Source organism: Arcicella rosea (assembly GCF_040543805.1).
Taxonomy (GTDB): domain Bacteria; phylum Bacteroidota; class Bacteroidia; order Cytophagales; family Spirosomataceae; genus Arcicella; species Arcicella rosea.
On sequence record NZ_JBEUMS010000014.1, the window covers coordinates 195654 to 213141 of the forward strand.

The following is a 17488-nucleotide window of genomic DNA, read 5'->3' on the forward strand; positions in this document are numbered from 1 at the left end:
CAATTATTGATTACTTTCCTAAAGCACATTCTCAATTTTATAAACCCACGCATAGTCACAAGGATTTTTGGCTGGAGAAAGTGCTGGAGGAGTAATGATTAATTTTCCAGCTTTTACACTACTTTTCACCGTTCCATTAAAACCTAATAATTGTACTTTACCTGATTTTACACCTGTAACAGTTATTGGCGATTCTTGCCATTTTGTTGTAATTACATATAAATCTTTCCCTTTGGCAGTGAAGTAAATTGTATTCTCCTTTTCAATTTTAGGAGCATTTGTCCATTTTCTTGTACCATAAATGGCATCTCCATTTACTTTTAACCATTTACCAATATCACGCAAACGTTGTTGCATTATTACAGGAATTGTTCCATCGGCAGCAGGACCAATATTTAACAATAAATTTCCTCCACGAGCTACTTTATCCACCAAAATATGAATCAATTGTTCTGAAGTCGAGTAATCATCTAGCATTTCATTTCTACTGAAACCAAACGAAGAGCCAATGCCTCTACATTCTTCCCAAGGATGATTAATTTCCATACCAGTAGAATTTTGGTCATGAACTAAATCGTATTCTGTTGTATAAATTCCACCATGTTTGGCTCTTGTTTCTTTGCCCCAACGGTCGTTTACTACGATGTCGTTTTTAGCTGGCGATTCATTATAAAGCCATGAGAGAAAAGCGGTACTCTTCCAAGTTTCCGAAGAATGATCCCATTCTCCGTCTGTCCAAAGTACATCTGGTTTGTAACGATTTACCAAATCTTTCATCTGTGGAATCATGTGTTGGTCAACGTACTTGTTAACATTTTCTTTGTAAAGAGGATTAAACCATTCGTACAAAGAGTAATAATAACCCATCCGTAAACCTTTATCACGTACTGATTTCATTAAGTCGCCCGCTAAATCACGATGTGGATTTAAGTCAACTGAATTCCAATTCCAAGCTTCTTTACTTGGCCAAAGCGTGTAGCCTTCATGGTGTTTTGATGTTAGCACGACATATTTTGCTCCTGCATCTTCAAACACTTTTGCCCATTCGTTCGGGTCAAAAAGTTCGCATTTAAAGTCTTTCGTAAAATCTTGGTATTTAAAATCTTTCCCAAAAGTATTATTATGAAATTTCGTAAAAGCCGCATAACTTTTACGATTTGGGTCAGAAATTCCTTTCCAATACCATTCTGAATAACGGTCATAAATACCCACGCCATCTTTGGCAGTCGGTCCCCAAGCAGGAACAGAGAATAATCCCCAGTGAATAAAAATACCAAATTTGGCATCTTCAAACCAAGTTGGTACTGGTCTGGAATCGATGGATTCCCAATTGGCTTCGTACTTTTTTTGTGCTTGTAAATCGCTAAAAATTAGCGAGAGTAAGAAAATAGCGAATAGTTTTTTCATAGTTGATTAAACATTTGTTTTAGAGTTTTACTCTTTCTAAAGTTTAATGTGGTTAAAAATACTCTACTTCTTTAAACCATAAATTCTCACATAATCCACTTCCATTCTTTGTGGGAAAATACTTTCATCCACACCTTTTGCTCCGCCCCAATTTCCACCAACAGCAAGGTTGAGTAATAAATGAAATTTTTTATTGAAGGGATACTCTGCAAAACCTTTACCCGTATTTTCAAAAGTAAAATACAGTTTTGAGTCGATGTACATTTCTATTTTTTGTGGAGTCCAATCTAAACGATATTCATGGAATGCTTTATCAAAATCATTTACCATCATTTCCTTGCCTTTTTGTGTTCCGATTACGTGATTAAAAGCTTTTGTATGTACTGTTGCATGTACATTGCCTGGGTCGTAACCAACGTGTTCCATAATGTCAATTTCTCCATTATCTGGCCAGAATTTATCACTATAATTTTGTTCTGAAGCCAACATCCAAATGGCAGGCCAAGTACCTCTTCCGAAGGGAAGTTTAGCTTTTATTTCAAAACGCCCGTATAGAAAATCGCCTTTTCCTTTCGTCACCAATCGAGCAGAAGTATAAGTGTTTTTATCGAAATTCTCTTTGATGGCTTCGATGATGAGTTTGCCATTTTCTACTCTGGCATTTTTTAGATTTTCTTTGGTATAATACTGTAATTCATTGTTTCCCCAACCTCTTCCGCCAACATCATAATTCCATTTTGTAGGGTCGGGCAAGCCTTCATAATCAAATTCGTCTGACCAAATGGGCTTACTTTCGAAATGATAAACAATTGGAAGAATTTCTTTTGGCGTTGAATGCTTGGCTAATTGTGCTATCGCATTGTTTGAGTAGCTGAGAGAAAGCATGATCGAAATGCCAGAAAGTATGCAGTATTTTAGTTTGTTCATAATTAAATGTTTTGAGATTGAGCTTTAATTTACCAATAAACTATCAATTAACTATCTGTGTTTGTTTTGTAAAGCTATCTTTTTTAGGTGCTTTTGTGTAATTTTAAGAATGCTTTTAGATAAGCTTTGGACTGCAATACTTCGTCAAAAATCATATTATCCAAAAATTTATAGAAGAATAATTCATGGACTTTAAACTTGTTTCAGAATATAAGCCAACGGGCGACCAACCACAAGCGATTGAAAAATTGGTTGAAGGCGTTCAGAATGGCGAGCAATCACAAACGCTTCTAGGAGTAACGGGTTCGGGAAAAACTTTTACGGTTGCCAATATGATTACGCAACTCAATCGCCCGACTTTGATTTTGAGTCATAACAAAACTTTGGCGGCACAGCTTTATGGAGAATTCAAGCAGTTTTTTCCAGAAAATGCCGTAGAGTACTTTGTTTCTTACTACGATTATTATCAACCCGAAGCTTTTATTGCTTCTACCAATACTTATATCGAAAAAGACCTTGCTATTAATGAAGAAATAGATAAACTCCGTTTGGCAACCACTTCGGCTTTGATGTCTGGGCGAAGAGACGTTATCGTAATTGCTTCGGTTTCTTGCATTTATGGTATGGGAAATCCAGAGGAATATCGCAAAAGTATTCTTCGTTTTGGTGTGGGCGAAATCATTTCTCGTAATCAATTTCTGTATCGTTTGGTCGAAATTCTGTATGCCCGTACTGAAGTAGAATTTACTCGTGGTACTTTCAGAGTAAAAGGCGATACGGTGGATATTTGCTTGCCTTATGCTGATTTTGGTTATAGAATTATTTTCTTTGGCGATGAAATTGAAGCCATTCAACGCATAAATCCACAAACTGGCAAGAAGATTTCGGAAGAAAAAATGATTGCGATTTTCCCTGCCAATCTTTTTGTGACTGGACGAGATGTATTGATGAATGCCATCAATTATATTCAAGATGATTTGGTTTCTCAAATCAAGTTTTTTGAAAGTGAAAACCGATTATTAGAAGCCGAACGTATTAAACAAAGAACTGAATTTGATTTAGAAATGATGCGAGAATTGGGCTATTGCTCAGGCATTGAAAATTATTCTCGTTACTTCGACCAACGCAAAGCTGGGCAAAGACCTTTCTGTTTATTAGATTTTTTCCCTGAAGATTTCATTTTGGTCGTTGACGAAAGCCATGCTACAATGCCACAAATTCGTGCCATGTGGGGAGGCGACCGTTCCAGAAAAGAAGCTTTGGTAGATTATGGTTTCCGTTTGCCTTCGGCGATGGACAACCGTCCGCTTACTTTTCAAGAATTTGAAAATATTACTGGTCAAACGGTTTTCGTTTCAGCTACGCCAGCCGATTATGAATTAAGGCGTTCAGAAGGTGTGGTGGTAGAACAAATCATTCGTCCGACAGGATTACTCGACCCAGAAATTGAAGTACGACCAAGCTTGAATCAGATTGATGATTTATTAGAAGAAATCTATCTCAGAATAGAACGCCAAGAAAGAGTTTTAGTAACAACTTTGACCAAAAGAATGGCGGAAGAGTTATCCAAATACTTAGATAAAGTAGGCGTAAAATGCCGTTATATTCACTCGGAAGTAAAAACTTTAGATAGAGTTGAAATTTTGCGAGAACTCAGAATGGGTGTTTTTGATGTATTGGTGGGCGTAAACTTATTGCGTGAAGGCTTAGATTTACCAGAAGTATCTTTGGTAGCGATTATGGATGCCGACAAAGAAGGCTTCTTGCGTGATATTCGTTCCTTAATTCAAACGATTGGGCGTGCGGCTCGAAACGACCAAGGCAAAGTATTAATGTATGCCGACAGAATTACGGGTTCGATGGAAAAAGCCATTGATGAAACCAACCGCAGAAGAGCGATTCAGATGGAGTACAATACGGCTAATGGCATTACGCCAAAAACCATTTTGAAATCGAAAGAGAAAATTATGGAGCAAACTTCTATTGCGGATGTAATGGGCAAACCGAAGAAAACCAATTATTATGGCGAAAGCAAAGAAGTAGCGATGGCAGCCGACCCAGTAATGGCTTATATGAGCAAAGATGAATTACAAAAGCAATTGAAAAAGGTAAACGCCGATATGGAAAAAGCCGCCAAAGAGTTAGATTTCGTCATCGCCGCCAAGTTGCGTGATGAAATGCTGGGCTTGAAGAAGATGATTGCGGAGAAATAGTAATCTTTATTTTAAGCTTGAATGATTGACTGAAACAGAATGCCAAAGAATATTCTATCTTTAAATAATAGTGTTATCTTTCATTTAGGGTGCGATTTAAGTCACACCCTAAATGAAAGATTTGAATAATTACGTTTAAACTTGAACGCTTTTATCCATTTATTATAATAAATAAGTTTCCTAATCATCAACCAAAACTAAATCATGAAAAAATCCTTACCACTCTTCATCCTTTGTATTTTTCTCTGTCGTATGAGCTTTGCTCAACAAGAAATTGTGAATGAACTCAACCAGAAGTATGTAAAATACACGGCTATTTCTGATAAAATTTGGCAATTAGCAGAACCGGGTTATTTAGAAGATAAAACCTCAGAATTATTAATTTCCGAATTAACCAGTGCTGGCTTTGAAGTAAAAAGAGGCGTTGGCGAAATGACAACTGCTTTTGTCGCTACTTATGGTTCGGGATATCCGACGATAGGTATTTTGGCTGAAATGGATGCTTTGCCCGGTTTGTCGCAAGAAGCTGTTCCCTATCGAAAAGCAAAATACGTAAATGCCTATGGACATGGTTGCGGCCATAATCTTTTTGGAGTAGGTTCGGTAGCAGCGGCGATTGCTACTAAAAACTGGATGGAAAAAGCCAAAATCAAAGGAACAATTCGTCTCATTGGTACCCCTGCCGAAGAAGGTGCTGGCGGAGGCAAAACCTATTTGGTGAAAGAAGGCGTATTCAAAGACATTGATGCAGTTTTGCATTGGCATCCAGGTGATAATAATAATGCAAGTCCGAATTCTTCATTAGCGTACAGAGTCGCCAATTTTAGTTTTTCTGGCTTGGCGGCACACGCTTCAGCGAGTCCCGAAAAAGGGCGTTCGGCTTTGGATGCCGTTGAAGCCATGAATTATATGGTAAACCTCATGCGTGAACATATTTCGCCCGAAACAAGGATTCATTATGTCATCAAAAACGGTGGGCTAACGTCGAACATCGTTCCTGATTATGCCATGGTAGAATATACCATCAGAAATCCAACAGCACAAGGTTTAGAAGAAATCTGGAAAAGATTAATGAAAACCGCAGAAGCAGCCGCTTTGGGAACAGAAACAAAAATGAGCTACGAAATTTTGGCAGGTCTTTATAATTTATTGCCCAACGATGTATTAGCCAAAGAAATGCAAAAGAGCTTAGAAAAAGTAGGCGGAGTAAAATATACCCCAGAAGAAACCGAGTTTGCAGAAAAAATTCGTTTGACCGTCAATTCACAAAGCCTTGCCCCACTTACTGCTGCACAAGAAGTAAAACCCTATACTTCTGGCTTAGCATTTCCAGCTTCAACGGATGTAGGCGATGTTAGTTGGGTTACACCAACAGCAGGTTTATCAACCGCTACTTGGGTGACGGGCGTACCAGCACACAGTTGGCAAGCTGTTGCTTGTAACGGCATGAGTATCGGGCATAAAGGAATGATAAATGCCGCAGAAACGATTGCATTAACGGCTCAAAATTTGTTCAAAGACACTAAATTAATCGAACAATCGAAAGAAGAATTATACAAAAGACGTGGTGCCAAAGTTTTTGAATACAAATCTTTAGCAGGCGACAGAAAGCCACCTTTGGATTATAGAAAGTAATTAGCATTAAATAACTCTCTGTGATTCTGTGGCACACAGAATCACAGAGAGAAACAAAAATCTTTGATTACTAAAGGGATATTTTTTGTAATTTGCTATTAAAATAATTCAAGGATATGCAAACACTAACATATAATTTTGATAAGCGTATAGAGCAGTCAATTATGATGCTTCGTCAACAAAAACACCTTGCAGGTTTTCCTTTTATGATTGAAGGGAAGGGGGAACTATCTTTAAATCAAGCCTACATGGAATACCCTGATGGTCATATTGAAATTGTGGAGTTTAGTAATGATTTTAGAGATTACTCATCTGTTAGAAAATTAAGTAATACTGAGGTTGCTATTATCCGCTCAAAATATCATCTTGAAAATGCCTAATTTATTTGTCATAACTGGTGCAAATGGAGCAGGGAAATCAACACTTTCAAAAGACTTACTTCCTCTTGAATTTTCATTATTAGACGTTTTCGATGGAGACAAATTCTTTGTTGAAAAGTTAAAAACAATATTTCCTTCTCAAATAAAATCACCCAAATATGCAAGGGACTCGGCCTTTCAAGCAACTGTTGAGGCATTTGAACGTTTAGTAGAAAATGCAATCAAAGAGAACAAAAATTTTGCTTACGAAGGACATTTTAGCACACCTTCTCCATGGACAACTATTGAACAATTCAAAATAGCAGGCTATAGAATTACGATGTTTTTTCTAATGGTTGATAACGTAGAGTTATCTCAAAAAAGGGTATCAGAAAGAGTTAAAACAGGTGGACATTATGTTACTTCTAAAGAAATTGAGAAAAATTATTACGGAAATCTTATACAACTAAATTCTCATTTTGATCTATTAGATGAGTTGATTATAGCTGATAATTCACAACTTAATTCTCCAAGTTTATTGTTCCATTATTCGAATCAGGAGCAATTATTTAAACAAAGTTTATTGCCCAATTGGTTTGAAACATACTTGACAAAGATTTGTTTTCCTTCATAGAATCACAATTCACTTACTCACAATTATAAAACATGTACAAAGTTTACGGCATTGCCAATTGCGACACCATGAAAAAAGCCATGACTTGGCTAAAAGAAAATGATATTCCTTTTGAATTTCATGATTATAAAAAGAAAGGTATTGATAAAGAAAAAGTACAAGAATGGCTCACACAAAAGCCTTGGGATGTATTAATTAACCGTGCAGGAACCACTTGGAAAAAACTCAGCGAAGAAGAAAAAGCAACAGATGCTGAAACAGCTACTGAATTGATGTTAGCAAAACCTTCCATGATTAAACGACCAATTATTGAAGGCGACAATATCGTAATGATGGGCTTTAATGTTGATAATTATCAAGAAGTTTTTAAGTAGGTAATTTCTTTTCAGAAACAAATATGAAAGGAGTAAATCAACAAAGGTTACGTAAAAATGGATATAATTCCATTTTACGTAACCTTTGTTTTAATATTCAAATTCTTTAAATTAATTAGAACGAACTTCTCCTCCTAAATTCGATTTAACGTTTCTTTGGGCAGGATTCCCTTTATAATTAATCGTTCCGCCAGTCCATGCTGAAGCGTCTAATGTTTTGCTTGCACTTACCTGTGCAACGCCTCCAGTATTGGCTTTTATTTCTATGTCTTCACTTACTAAATTATAAGCATACAATTCGCCTCCAGTATTTACTCTTGTTTGCTGAAATTGCGCTTTACCTTCTAGGTTTACAATAGCACCTTGTACACTCGATAATTCTAAATTATTAACATTTACATTCAATTTCACCGTTGCCCCAGATGTTGCATCTATCAATAAACGATTGCCCGATAATGTCTGTTGTGCTTCTAATTCTGCTCCACGACCTACTTTAATGCTTGATAATTCACTGATATATTCTACTCTTACTTTAAATAACTTCTGCGTACTGGCTTTCCTTTTGTTATTATCTTTATCGGTCAATTGTTTGAAGATTTTAGTTTTAACCGAAAGCTCATCTCCCGAAACAGCTACTGTTAAATCTTCAAGATTTGCACCATTCAAAGCTTCTGTTGTTATTTTATTCACTTTGCCTTTTACTAATTCTACTTGCATAATGCCTTGCATATCTATTTTGCTGAACGACTGCAAAGTAACATCTTGACTTTGTTGCGCTAAAACGATTGTCGAAACAGTTGTCAGTAATAATGCGAATACACTTCTTATTTTTCTCATATCCTTAATTTGCTTATTGTGAATGATTTGTTGAAAACTATCACTTAGATGCAAAAAAGAACGCTCAGGTTGTATGGATTAGTACTTAAAATCTTCATAAAACAAGATTTCCGTACATTAAAGCATCGGTTTTACCCTAAATCTTGCTCTAACATACGGAAATACAGCTTAACATTTGTATAGTTTAACCTTAATATAATTAATTCCGCCCAATCACAAGAGGAATAACTTTCAGTGAATTATCAGCAATAATTCTTAAGAAAAATGTACCTGAATTTTGTTTTGATACGTCAAATTCAGCACTATACTTTCCATCATTTTTTATTAATTCTTTAGACGAAACCGTTACTCCCATAATGTTTATCATTTCTGCATAAACATATTTTGGATTGTTGGGCGTGCTAAATTCTACTTTAAACGATTCTGGTGCTGGGTTCGGATAAATCCTTGCCGTTTCTACCGAATTTATTTCTTCATCAGTGGCAGTTACGGTGAAAGTATAGCCTTCAGAGAAAACAGAACAACCGTTTACATCCGTTACTTTCGCCATGTAAACACCCGTTTGAAGTGGAACAATAGTATTAGTAGTTGCATCAGTAATAATATTCCCGCTCAAGTACCAAACTGGATTTGAACCAGAAGATAGACTTAATGTTGTACCATCTAATTTTACTGCTGGAATTACTGGTGCAATCACTGTACCCGTAATCGCCGTAGAAGTAGCCGAGCAAAATCCATTCTCTGTAACTTTTACACTATAATTACCTGTTTTTTCTACTGAATAAGTCGTTGAGGTTGCTCCCGAAATATTTTGACCGTTCAACAACCATTGGTAGGTATAATTTGTACCTGTGCTAGCTGTTAATAATTTTGAATCATCCTGACAAATACTGAATGAACTTGAAGGCGTAATGGTTACTTTCGGAGCGGCTTGTGTAGTGATTGGCACTTCTACTCTGTTACTTGGACAACCATAAGATTTTACTTTCATATCGTACAAATAATAATAACCCGTTTTAATCGTCGAACCATTAAATACTGCTCCAGTAATACTGATTACGTTAGGAATCGTGAATGGATAACCAACAATATCAGTTCCAGAAACGGTTGAATTGGCATTCAGGTTTGTTCTATAAATAGAAGCTCCATCTGTACATTCCTGTGATAAAATATAGGTTCCAGCCGCAGGAATTGACAAATTCAAAGGCAAGACAATTCCTTGGTCAGTTAAATCATCTATCAATTGATTACTCGAACGTGTTGAATTGGCTGTAGTACGAGTTGGCGTTACATCCAATGTTACTGATGAAATTGGCGTAGAATCTGACTGACGATAAATGGTAAAAGTAATTTTTCCAGCCGTTCCGATATATACTCTTGCACTTTCAATCACCAAAGGAGTTTGAGTAACAATGATTGGTTCTGGTCCGAAGGTTTCATAATAAGTACCTCCGCCAAAAGCATATTTATCTTTAGCTCCGACCGAACCTGAAATATCATTTACTCCGACATAAATTTTAGAGGCTGTAGTTGGCTTATTAAATGTGCCAGTATTTCCTGTGAACAATAAATTTCCACCTGTTTGGGCATCATACCAAAGTAAAGTAGATGTTTCTGTGCCTTTTACACTCAAAGCAGTTGCGCCTTCACAAACTGTAGCTTGAGCTGTTGTTGGTGCTGTTGAAGCGGTTACTTGTCGGACAAAACTTTTACTATTATTAGTAATATCTTGGTCGGGTGATAAATTTACTTTTACTTCAAAAGTATAACTAGCACCTACTTTTGCTGTGAAACTTCCATCTAATACAAGCGTTCCTTCGCTAAAAGTACTTAGTTGATTTTTGTATGTCCCTGTAAGTGTGGCTACAATACTTGTTCCATCTAAAACTTTTACTGTAACAGGAATATTTTGTTGAGCCGTTGTTCCAATATTTCTCAAAGAAACAGAAACCGTACCCGACGATGAAGCACAGAAAGTATTTGTTTCAGGTTTGATTAAATCAACTACGGCAATATCAATACTTGGACGAACAAATTCAATTTTATAATCTTGCGTAACTCCCTGAGCATAAGTTCCACAGCTACTAATGTTGGCAGTTCCTAAGTTTTCAGCAACAATCACTCTTACAAGTGTACTGTTTCCAATTGTTAAACCCGAAGGGGCAGTTATTGTAGCTTTAAAAGTAGTTACTCCTACAAGTTCTCCAGAACTTGTAGCTAATTCTGTAGCTTCTTCAAATGTACCATTCGCATTCCAGTCAACATAAACATTTACTTTTTTTGTCGAAGTACCTTTTAAACTAATTTCTAAAGGAATACTTTGTGAAGAAGCAATTTTATAATCAGCCGTCAAGTCGCCTAGTTTTACACTTTCAATATTGTTTTGAATCGTCGTTGGTGTAGAAGCACAGTATTCTGTACCGCCAATTCCGCTAAGAATCAAAGCATAATCTTGTGTATTATTTTTTAAAGTACTTTTATGGCTAACTGTAATGGTATAACTTTTTCCAGGAATTGCATTTGGAATCAGAATTTGTTCAACATTATCTCTGATATTATCTCCTCTTGTTGCCACCGCACTTGGCTGGTCAGGGTTCAAAATAAAAGGCAAAGAAGTATTGCTTCCATCCGAAATTCTAATGTCTAAATCATTAATCAATTTGGGAGTACGATTATTCAAATTGGCAACACTTGCAGTCGTAACTGTTCCTTCTGGGTCTGTCCAGCAAATAGTTGCTGTTACTGCACCTTTTCCAGAAGCTGTTACTTTTTGCGTAAAAGTAGCTCCATTAGCCAAGGTTCTTTCTGAAATGTCGTAAGATTTATCAGCATTCAGAATTACTTTCGCCGCTTTTTCCATGTTCAACAAACCCCAGCCATAGATATAATCTGGACCAGCATTTCCCGCATCATCAGCCGTGTGTAATACTAAACCCTTCAATGTTGAAGAGCGCATCAATAAACCATCATTTTTTTGAGCATACAATTCTTGTAACAGCAGAATACTTCCTGCAGCTTGTGGTGACGACATTGAAGTACCACTATAAATCGTATAACTAGAATTAGAAGCATTAGAGCTTGAAAGCAGATTTACACCAACCGCTACAATATCAGGTTTAATTCTACCATCATCTGTTGGTCCCCAACTACTAAAAGACGAGATTTTAATATCAGAAGATTGCTGAGGTGCTTTTCCATTTGTACCACTAACAGCACCAACAGTTAAAATATTTTTAGCTGTACTGGTTGTTGCTAAAATATCATAGCCATCATTCTTACTTCTTGCTACCGAACTCGTATCGCTTGAAGTACCTAAATAATAATACTCACCAGCAGAAGGCCCTGTTTCATCACGATTATTTCCTGCTGATTTTACGATAAGATAATATGGCGCATTATTGGCAATTTTATCCCAAGATTGCGTATTGCTGTCGTAAAATCCAAATTTATAATCTTCTGTTTGGCTGATACTTGTGTTGCCATACCATGACCATCGACTACGAGTATCGTCATAACTCCAACCTGCTAAAAAGCCATAAGAGTGATTGGACACTAATAATCCCGTAGCAGCAGCAGTCATTTCAGCATTATCACTGGTAAAATCCCAAGCTTTTAAACTTGCTCCAAAAGACATTCCTCTGGCAAGTGGCGAAACGCCCTGTGCTATCAATGTACCTGCTACGTGTGTGGCATGAATATTCGTGCCTGTTGTTTTATCTTGTTGAGTCACCCTCGATGTTAACTCTTGATGGGTTGAAAGTACTGCACCACCATCCCAGATGCCTAATTTGTTTTTAACAGAAGCACTACTTCCATTCAAGGATAAGCCCAAAGAACCTCCTGAATAAAGCTGGTCGGTACGAGTAGTTGCGGCGGCTTGCGCATTACTTTCTGTGGCTAAGTAAAGCGGATGTCCTGTTTCATCAATTCCATATAATTTAAAAAAACGGTTGTTCTTTAAATTGCCACTCAATTGCCATTTCTTTTCTGTAGCGATTTTTACGGCTTTTTGATAGTTATTATCTTGAACTGTAGATAATTCCGAAGATAAACTTTGTAGTCTTTTTTGTTGAGAACTATTGTACAATTCTCTTTCTTGCCCGAAGGAAGTAAATACTAAAAGTAAGAGTGTCAGTGTAAGTAGTTGTTTCATGATATTTACTTGTTAATGGATAGGTAACACTTCTCCGAAAATAAGGATTCTGTGTTGTTAGACAACCACAATCTACGAAGCGTTGCGTTGTTGTTAGATTATTCTTTTACTTAATCTTTTTAAACCTACGATTATCAAGTGATTATAGCTTTAGTGATGAAAATGTATAAAAAACAAAAAGGAAATTACTCTTTTTTAGGCAAAGTAAAAACTGCATAAAAACAAAGCTGTACCAAGAAGCCCCAGAATTAGGGTTTCCTTGTACAGCTTCACAAATAAAAAAATCATCAATCCTTAGCTAAACAACTAAGACCTGATGATTTTCTTTATAGTTTCTCGAATACGCAAGAATATTGTCTATGCTTCTTTCGGAAGGTTGTTGAAAGCTTTTATCCAGACCTGCTTTCACATCAAGCATATCTAAATAAAATTCTAGCATCTCAGAATCATGGACTAGTCCGTCCTGAATCATAAGATTTTCCTCTTCCGTTGTTTCTTGATAGACGTAACGGATAACGTCATGCTGCGTAAAGGTTTGTATCATAGCTCGGAGAATGTTTACTCATCATTTTGCGTAGATTTATCAACGCATAACGCATTCTTCCTAGTGCCGTGTTAATGCTTACGCCTGTAGCGTCTGCAATTTCCTGAAAACTCATATCTTCGTAATGACGCATCACAAGCACTTCTCTTTGCGTGTCAGGAAGACGTTTAATCAGGTCTCTTAGATGTGCGTGCGATTCTTCACGAATTTGCAAATCTTCGTAAGAATCTTCTGCAAAATCTAATGTATTAAACACACTGCTACCATCTTCGAATACGACATTTGGATAGCGTTTATCACGACGGAAATAGTCAATCGCCATGTTGTGTGCAATTCTAAGCACCCAAGGCAAAAACTTTCCTTCATCATTGTATTTTCCCGAACGAAGCACGTCAACAGCTTTAATGAAAGTATCTTGCATTAAATCTTCGGCCACGAAGGTGTCTTTAACAATTAAGTAAATCGTAGTATAAACTTTGGATTTGTATCGGCGAACAAGAGTTTCAAATGCCTTTTCGTCACTGTTTTTTATATAGCGTGATACAAGCTCGCTGTCGTTAACATGGATTTTTTCCATTTTGATAAATCTATTTAGTTAACGTAAAGCTTTATATCATATTATATCTCCTATATTTTTATTTTAGTGAATTTTAGAAACTCTTTTTAGTAGTTATTAAGAAAGGTTGATTCAAAGATAGTTGTTGTAATATTAATTCCAAAAAAAATGCTAAACTTTTTAAAAGCGTTAACAAATATTAACAACATGGTTTTCGTTTAGGCATTCTTTCTTAAATATGTTCTAAATATATACAAAATTTAATCATTGTTGAAGGTTTTCTGACAAAATTTTATTCTTTTGAGCAAAATTGCTCAGTTTCTAATTAAGTTTTATTTCTTAAATTTTGTTAAAAAATATTACTTTTTATCTTCCGCAAAATCTCAAAAACAATCTTGTTTACCTGTGCTGAAATGTACTGTCCTGAGCCTTCACCAATATTTTTTGTGTAAATTGCAGTATCAACTAATCTTAATTTCTGTATGAAAAAATTCAGCTTCATCACTTTTATACTTTTACTTTCTCTGATTACTCAACTTAAAGCTCAAAATCTTTTCCCAAATGCCAATCAGCGTTGGGTCGATTCTGTTTTTAATAAACTTTCTGTCGATGAAAAAATTGGACAATTAATGATGCCTCGTGGTAATTATAGTTATGATTACGATACAGCTCGTTTATATAAAATTGTAAGAGATTATCATGTGGGTGGATTTGTACTGTTCCGCAACCGTCCAACAGCGCAAGCCTTGTTAGTAAATAAACTACAAGCAATGTCTAAAGTACCTTTAATGATTGGAATGGATTTGGAATGGGGGCTAGAAATGCGTTTAGATAGCACAGTTCGTTTCCCATATCAAATGACTTTAGGAGCCATGCAAGGAAACGAACAATTGTTAGAAGAAATGGGTTTGCAAATTGCTCAACAATGTAAGCGAATGGGCGTACATGTAAATTATGCACCAGTAGTTGATGTTAATAATAACCCGAATAACCCTGTCATCAATTTCCGTTCTTTTGGTGAGAACCGTGAAAAAGTAACTTCAAAAGCCTTGGTTTATATGCGTGGTTTGCAAAAAGGAGGAATTATTACTTCTGCCAAACACTTTCCGGGACATGGCGATACCGGCGTTGATTCGCATACAGATTTACCTGTAATTCCACATAATCGTACTCGTTTAGATTCTTTAGAACTTTTTCCTTACAGAACATTAATCGAAAATGGTTTGCAAGGGGTAATGGTGGCACATTTAAGTATTCCTTCGTTAGACTCTACTAAAAATCTTGCTTCTACTTTATCTAAAAATATTGTTACAGATTTATTAAGAAAAGATTTAAGCTTTAAAGGATTGGTTTTTACAGATGCGATGGATATGCAAGGTGCTGTGAAATTCTTTCCAGAAGGCACTGCCAATGTAAAAGCGATTTTAGCTGGCAATGATATTTTAGAAACTTTTATAGATGTTCCTGCTGCTTTTAATGCCATCAAAAAAGCCTTAGAAAAAGGAGAAATTTCGCAAGCAGATATTGATTTAAGAGTAAAAAGAATCCTAACAGCAAAAGCTTGGGCAGGTTTAGACCAGTACAAACCGATAGAAACAAAAAATCTGATTGCTGATTTGAATCCTAAAAAGTCAGAAGTATTGAACCGTACTTTTGCGGAAGAAACCGTTACTTTATTGAAAAATGAAGAGAATATAATTCCCTTAAAAAACCTTGATACTTTAAAAATAGCTTCGCTGAATATTGGTAATCCGACTTTCGGAAGTAAAAAACCTACTGATTTTCAGAAAATGCTTTCAAATTATACCGATGTTCAGCATTTTAATTTAGATGAAAACTCAAGCAATGAAGCCATTCAAGCAATTAGAGATTCTTTGAAAAACTATAATTTGGTTTTAATGGCAGTAAACGGACAATCGGTTCGTCCTGCTAAAAATTACAGTATTCATCCTAAAATTCAAGAATTGGTGAAAGAATTTGCCAACTCGTCCAAAACAATCGTCTCTCTTTTTTCAAATGCTTATACTTTATCAAAATTTGAAAACTTAGATAAAGCCAAAGCCTTGATTACTACTTATCAGGAAAGTCCGCAAATGCACGAATCTGTTGCTGTAGCTGAATTGATTTTTGGTGCAATCGGTGCCAAAGGGAAATTGCCAGTAGGTGTAAATATGACTTTCAGGTATAACGACGGTATCAAAACTGAACCATTAAAACGTTTTCAATATGCTGTGCCTGAAGCGGTTGGAATTGACACAAAATTCTTAACAAGTAAAGTTGATTCTATCGTCAATGAAGCCATCAAACAAAAAGCTACGCCGGGAGCTGTTGTTTTAGTTGCTAAAAATGGTAAAGTGATTTTGCATAAAGCCTACGGAAAACAAACGTATGAAGGTACAGCTGTTTCGACCAATGATTTATACGATTTGGCATCTATTACCAAAATCAGTACTTCTGTACCTGCGATGATGAAAATGGAAGACGAAGGCAAATTCACGTTGAAAACTACGATGGGAGAATTGATTCCTGAATGGGCAAATTCAAATAAAGCACCTTTGGTTTACAAAGATATTTTTACGCATCAAGCTCGCCTAAAAGCTTGGATTCCATTTTGGATGGATTGTATTGATTCTACCAAAATGGTATTAGCCAGTAAAATTTACAAAGAAAAATATTCTGATAAATACGCTATTACTTTCTGGGATAAATTGTTCCGTCATAAAAAGGCTTTGGCTAGAATGTGCCAAATTATTCAAACGGATAAAGCCCTTTGGAAAGATTGTATCAATTTGGTGAAAGACCCAACCATTTGGAAGTCAAAGACTTTTTCTTACACCAAATCGGGCGATTATTCTGTACAAGTAGCTGATAATTTGTGGTTGCATAAAGACTACAACAAAACCGTTTATAAAGCCATTGAAGATTCTCCGCTGAGAGAGAAAAAGGAATATGTTTATTCAGATTTATCGTATTATATGTACCCAAAAATCATTCCTCGCCTAACAGGGAAAGATTTTGAATCATTCTTGAAAGATACTTTCTATAAACCTTTGGGAGCAACTACGCTGACTTATAATGCTCGTGAACATTTCCCTTTATCAAGAATTGTGCCTACAGAATATGATTCTCTGTATCGTAAAACGCTTATTCATGGACGAGTACACGACGAGGGCGCTTCTATGCTGAATGGTATTTCGGGTCATGCAGGGCTTTTTGGTACTGCACAAGATTTGGCTAAATTAATGCAGATGTATCTTCAAAATGGATATTATGGTGGTACTCAATTTATCAAAGAATCTACGATGAAAGAATGGACTTCTTATCCTTTTTCGGTAGAAGAAAATAGTAGGAGAGGAGTAGGTTTCGATAAGCCAGATCGTAAACGTGCGGGCATCAGTGCAGCAGCAAGTGCTAGTGCTACTAGTTTTGGGCACTCTGGCTTTACAGGTACTTATACTTGGGTTGACCCTGAACATCAATTAGTATATGTTTTCCTTTGCAATAGAGTATATCCAACCAGAAACAATTCTAAACTTTCTGATTTGAATGTAAGAACGAATATCAACGAAGTAATTTATCAGGCGATAAAGAGAGGGCTATAGGTGATTTGAAAATTTGAAGATGAGGTGATTTGAAGATTGATATTTTCAAATCACCTCATCTTTTTAGGATCTAGAAATGGTTTGATTTCATAATTAATATTTAAAAATTATTACATTTTTCCAGAATCAAAAGATACTTCAATTTCATAATTAGGGAGTGTTCATTAAACTGTGTCATTTGATTTATTGAGTTAGGGGGCTAGCCCCCTAACTCAATAAATCAACTTGTGAAATTCTGTCTTCAAAT

General features: G+C 36.0%; 12 protein-coding genes. 6 read left to right on the forward strand and 6 right to left on the reverse strand.

Translation table 11 applies throughout. The features are described from left to right. Positions 1 to 18 precede the first annotated feature (18 nt). Together ABID42_RS17875 and ABID42_RS17880 are read right to left on the reverse strand one after the other, a co-directional pair. Positions 19 to 1407, reverse strand: a complete 1389-nt coding sequence (locus ABID42_RS17875) for an alpha-L-fucosidase (RefSeq protein ID WP_367284842.1) — start codon at positions 1405 to 1407, stop codon at positions 19 to 21. Positions 1408 to 1470: 63 nt separating this feature from the next. Then, positions 1471 to 2334: a glycoside hydrolase family 16 protein gene (locus ABID42_RS17880; RefSeq protein ID WP_367284843.1), complete on the reverse strand. Its 864-nt coding sequence runs from the start codon at positions 2332 to 2334 to the stop codon at positions 1471 to 1473. Positions 2335 to 2519: 185 nt separating this feature from the next. Here ABID42_RS17880 and uvrB point away from each other — a divergent pair, with 185 nt between their 5' ends. The 5 genes from uvrB (at position 2520) to ABID42_RS17905 (ending at position 7549) form a co-directional block, all read left to right on the forward strand. Then, positions 2520 to 4547 (forward strand): excinuclease ABC subunit UvrB, encoded by a 2028-nt coding sequence (uvrB, locus tag ABID42_RS17885; RefSeq protein WP_323258268.1) that lies wholly within the window; start codon positions 2520 to 2522, stop codon positions 4545 to 4547. Positions 4548 to 4751: 204 nt separating this feature from the next. Further along, positions 4752 to 6182, forward strand: a complete 1431-nt coding sequence (locus ABID42_RS17890; RefSeq protein WP_367284844.1) for an amidohydrolase — start codon at positions 4752 to 4754, stop codon at positions 6180 to 6182. A gap of 116 nt (positions 6183 to 6298) precedes the next feature. Continuing rightward, positions 6299 to 6562, forward strand: a complete 264-nt coding sequence (locus ABID42_RS17895) for a hypothetical protein (protein ID WP_367284845.1) — start codon at positions 6299 to 6301, stop codon at positions 6560 to 6562. Then, a complete protein-coding gene (locus tag ABID42_RS17900; protein ID WP_367284846.1) occupies positions 6555 to 7175 on the forward strand; it encodes an ATPase in 621 nt (206 codons plus the stop codon). Before ABID42_RS17895 ends, ABID42_RS17900 begins: the two co-directional genes overlap by 8 nt. Positions 7176 to 7207: 32 nt before the next feature. Continuing rightward, complete coding sequence (locus tag ABID42_RS17905; RefSeq protein WP_367284847.1) at positions 7208 to 7549, forward strand: ArsC family reductase; 342 nt, start codon at positions 7208 to 7210, stop codon at positions 7547 to 7549. Positions 7550 to 7660: 111 nt separating this feature from the next. Here the strand turns inward: ABID42_RS17905 and ABID42_RS17910 are convergent, their stop codons facing one another. From ABID42_RS17910 to ABID42_RS17925, 4 genes are all read right to left on the reverse strand, one after another. Continuing rightward, on the reverse strand, positions 7661 to 8386 hold the full coding sequence (locus ABID42_RS17910) for a head GIN domain-containing protein (protein ID WP_367284848.1): 726 nt from the start codon (positions 8384 to 8386) through the stop codon (positions 7661 to 7663). Between the two features lie 199 nt (positions 8387 to 8585). Beyond that, positions 8586 to 12539 (reverse strand): S8 family serine peptidase, encoded by a 3954-nt coding sequence (locus tag ABID42_RS17915; RefSeq protein WP_367284849.1) that lies wholly within the window; start codon positions 12537 to 12539, stop codon positions 8586 to 8588. 298 nt (positions 12540 to 12837) lie between these two features. Then, positions 12838 to 13083 (reverse strand): hypothetical protein, encoded by a 246-nt coding sequence (locus ABID42_RS17920; protein WP_367284850.1) that lies wholly within the window; start codon positions 13081 to 13083, stop codon positions 12838 to 12840. Continuing rightward, a complete protein-coding gene (locus ABID42_RS17925) occupies positions 13058 to 13660 on the reverse strand; it encodes an RNA polymerase sigma factor (RefSeq protein WP_184130771.1) in 603 nt (200 codons plus the stop codon). Before ABID42_RS17925 ends, ABID42_RS17920 begins: the two co-directional genes overlap by 26 nt. A 461-nt stretch (positions 13661 to 14121) precedes the next feature. Here ABID42_RS17925 and ABID42_RS17930 point away from each other — a divergent pair, with 461 nt between their 5' ends. Then, positions 14122 to 17241, forward strand: a complete 3120-nt coding sequence (locus ABID42_RS17930; RefSeq protein ID WP_367284851.1) for a serine hydrolase domain-containing protein — start codon at positions 14122 to 14124, stop codon at positions 17239 to 17241. The last annotated feature ends 247 nt before the right edge of the window (positions 17242 to 17488 follow it).

Bases quoted from the DNA above. Each gene is read 5' to 3' on its own strand.
- ABID42_RS17875 (WP_367284842.1), bottom strand. From the start codon at position 1,407: ATGAAAAAACTATTCGCTATTTTCTTACTCTCGCTAATTTTTAGCGAT.
- ABID42_RS17880 (WP_367284843.1), bottom strand. From the start codon at position 2,334: ATGAACAAACTAAAATACTGCATACTTTCTGGCATTTCGATCATGCTT.
- uvrB (WP_323258268.1), top strand. From the start codon at position 2,520: ATGGACTTTAAACTTGTTTCAGAATATAAGCCAACGGGCGACCAACCA.
- ABID42_RS17890 (WP_367284844.1), top strand. From the start codon at position 4,752: ATGAAAAAATCCTTACCACTCTTCATCCTTTGTATTTTTCTCTGTCGT.
- ABID42_RS17895 (WP_367284845.1), top strand. From the start codon at position 6,299: ATGCAAACACTAACATATAATTTTGATAAGCGTATAGAGCAGTCAATT.
- ABID42_RS17900 (WP_367284846.1), top strand. From the start codon at position 6,555: ATGCCTAATTTATTTGTCATAACTGGTGCAAATGGAGCAGGGAAATCA.
- ABID42_RS17905 (WP_367284847.1), top strand. From the start codon at position 7,208: ATGTACAAAGTTTACGGCATTGCCAATTGCGACACCATGAAAAAAGCC.
- ABID42_RS17910 (WP_367284848.1), bottom strand. From the start codon at position 8,386: ATGAGAAAAATAAGAAGTGTATTCGCATTATTACTGACAACTGTTTCG.
- ABID42_RS17915 (WP_367284849.1), bottom strand. From the start codon at position 12,539: ATGAAACAACTACTTACACTGACACTCTTACTTTTAGTATTTACTTCC.
- ABID42_RS17920 (WP_367284850.1), bottom strand. From the start codon at position 13,083: ATGATACAAACCTTTACGCAGCATGACGTTATCCGTTACGTCTATCAA.
- ABID42_RS17925 (WP_184130771.1), bottom strand. From the start codon at position 13,660: ATGGAAAAAATCCATGTTAACGACAGCGAGCTTGTATCACGCTATATA.
- ABID42_RS17930 (WP_367284851.1), top strand. From the start codon at position 14,122: ATGAAAAAATTCAGCTTCATCACTTTTATACTTTTACTTTCTCTGATT.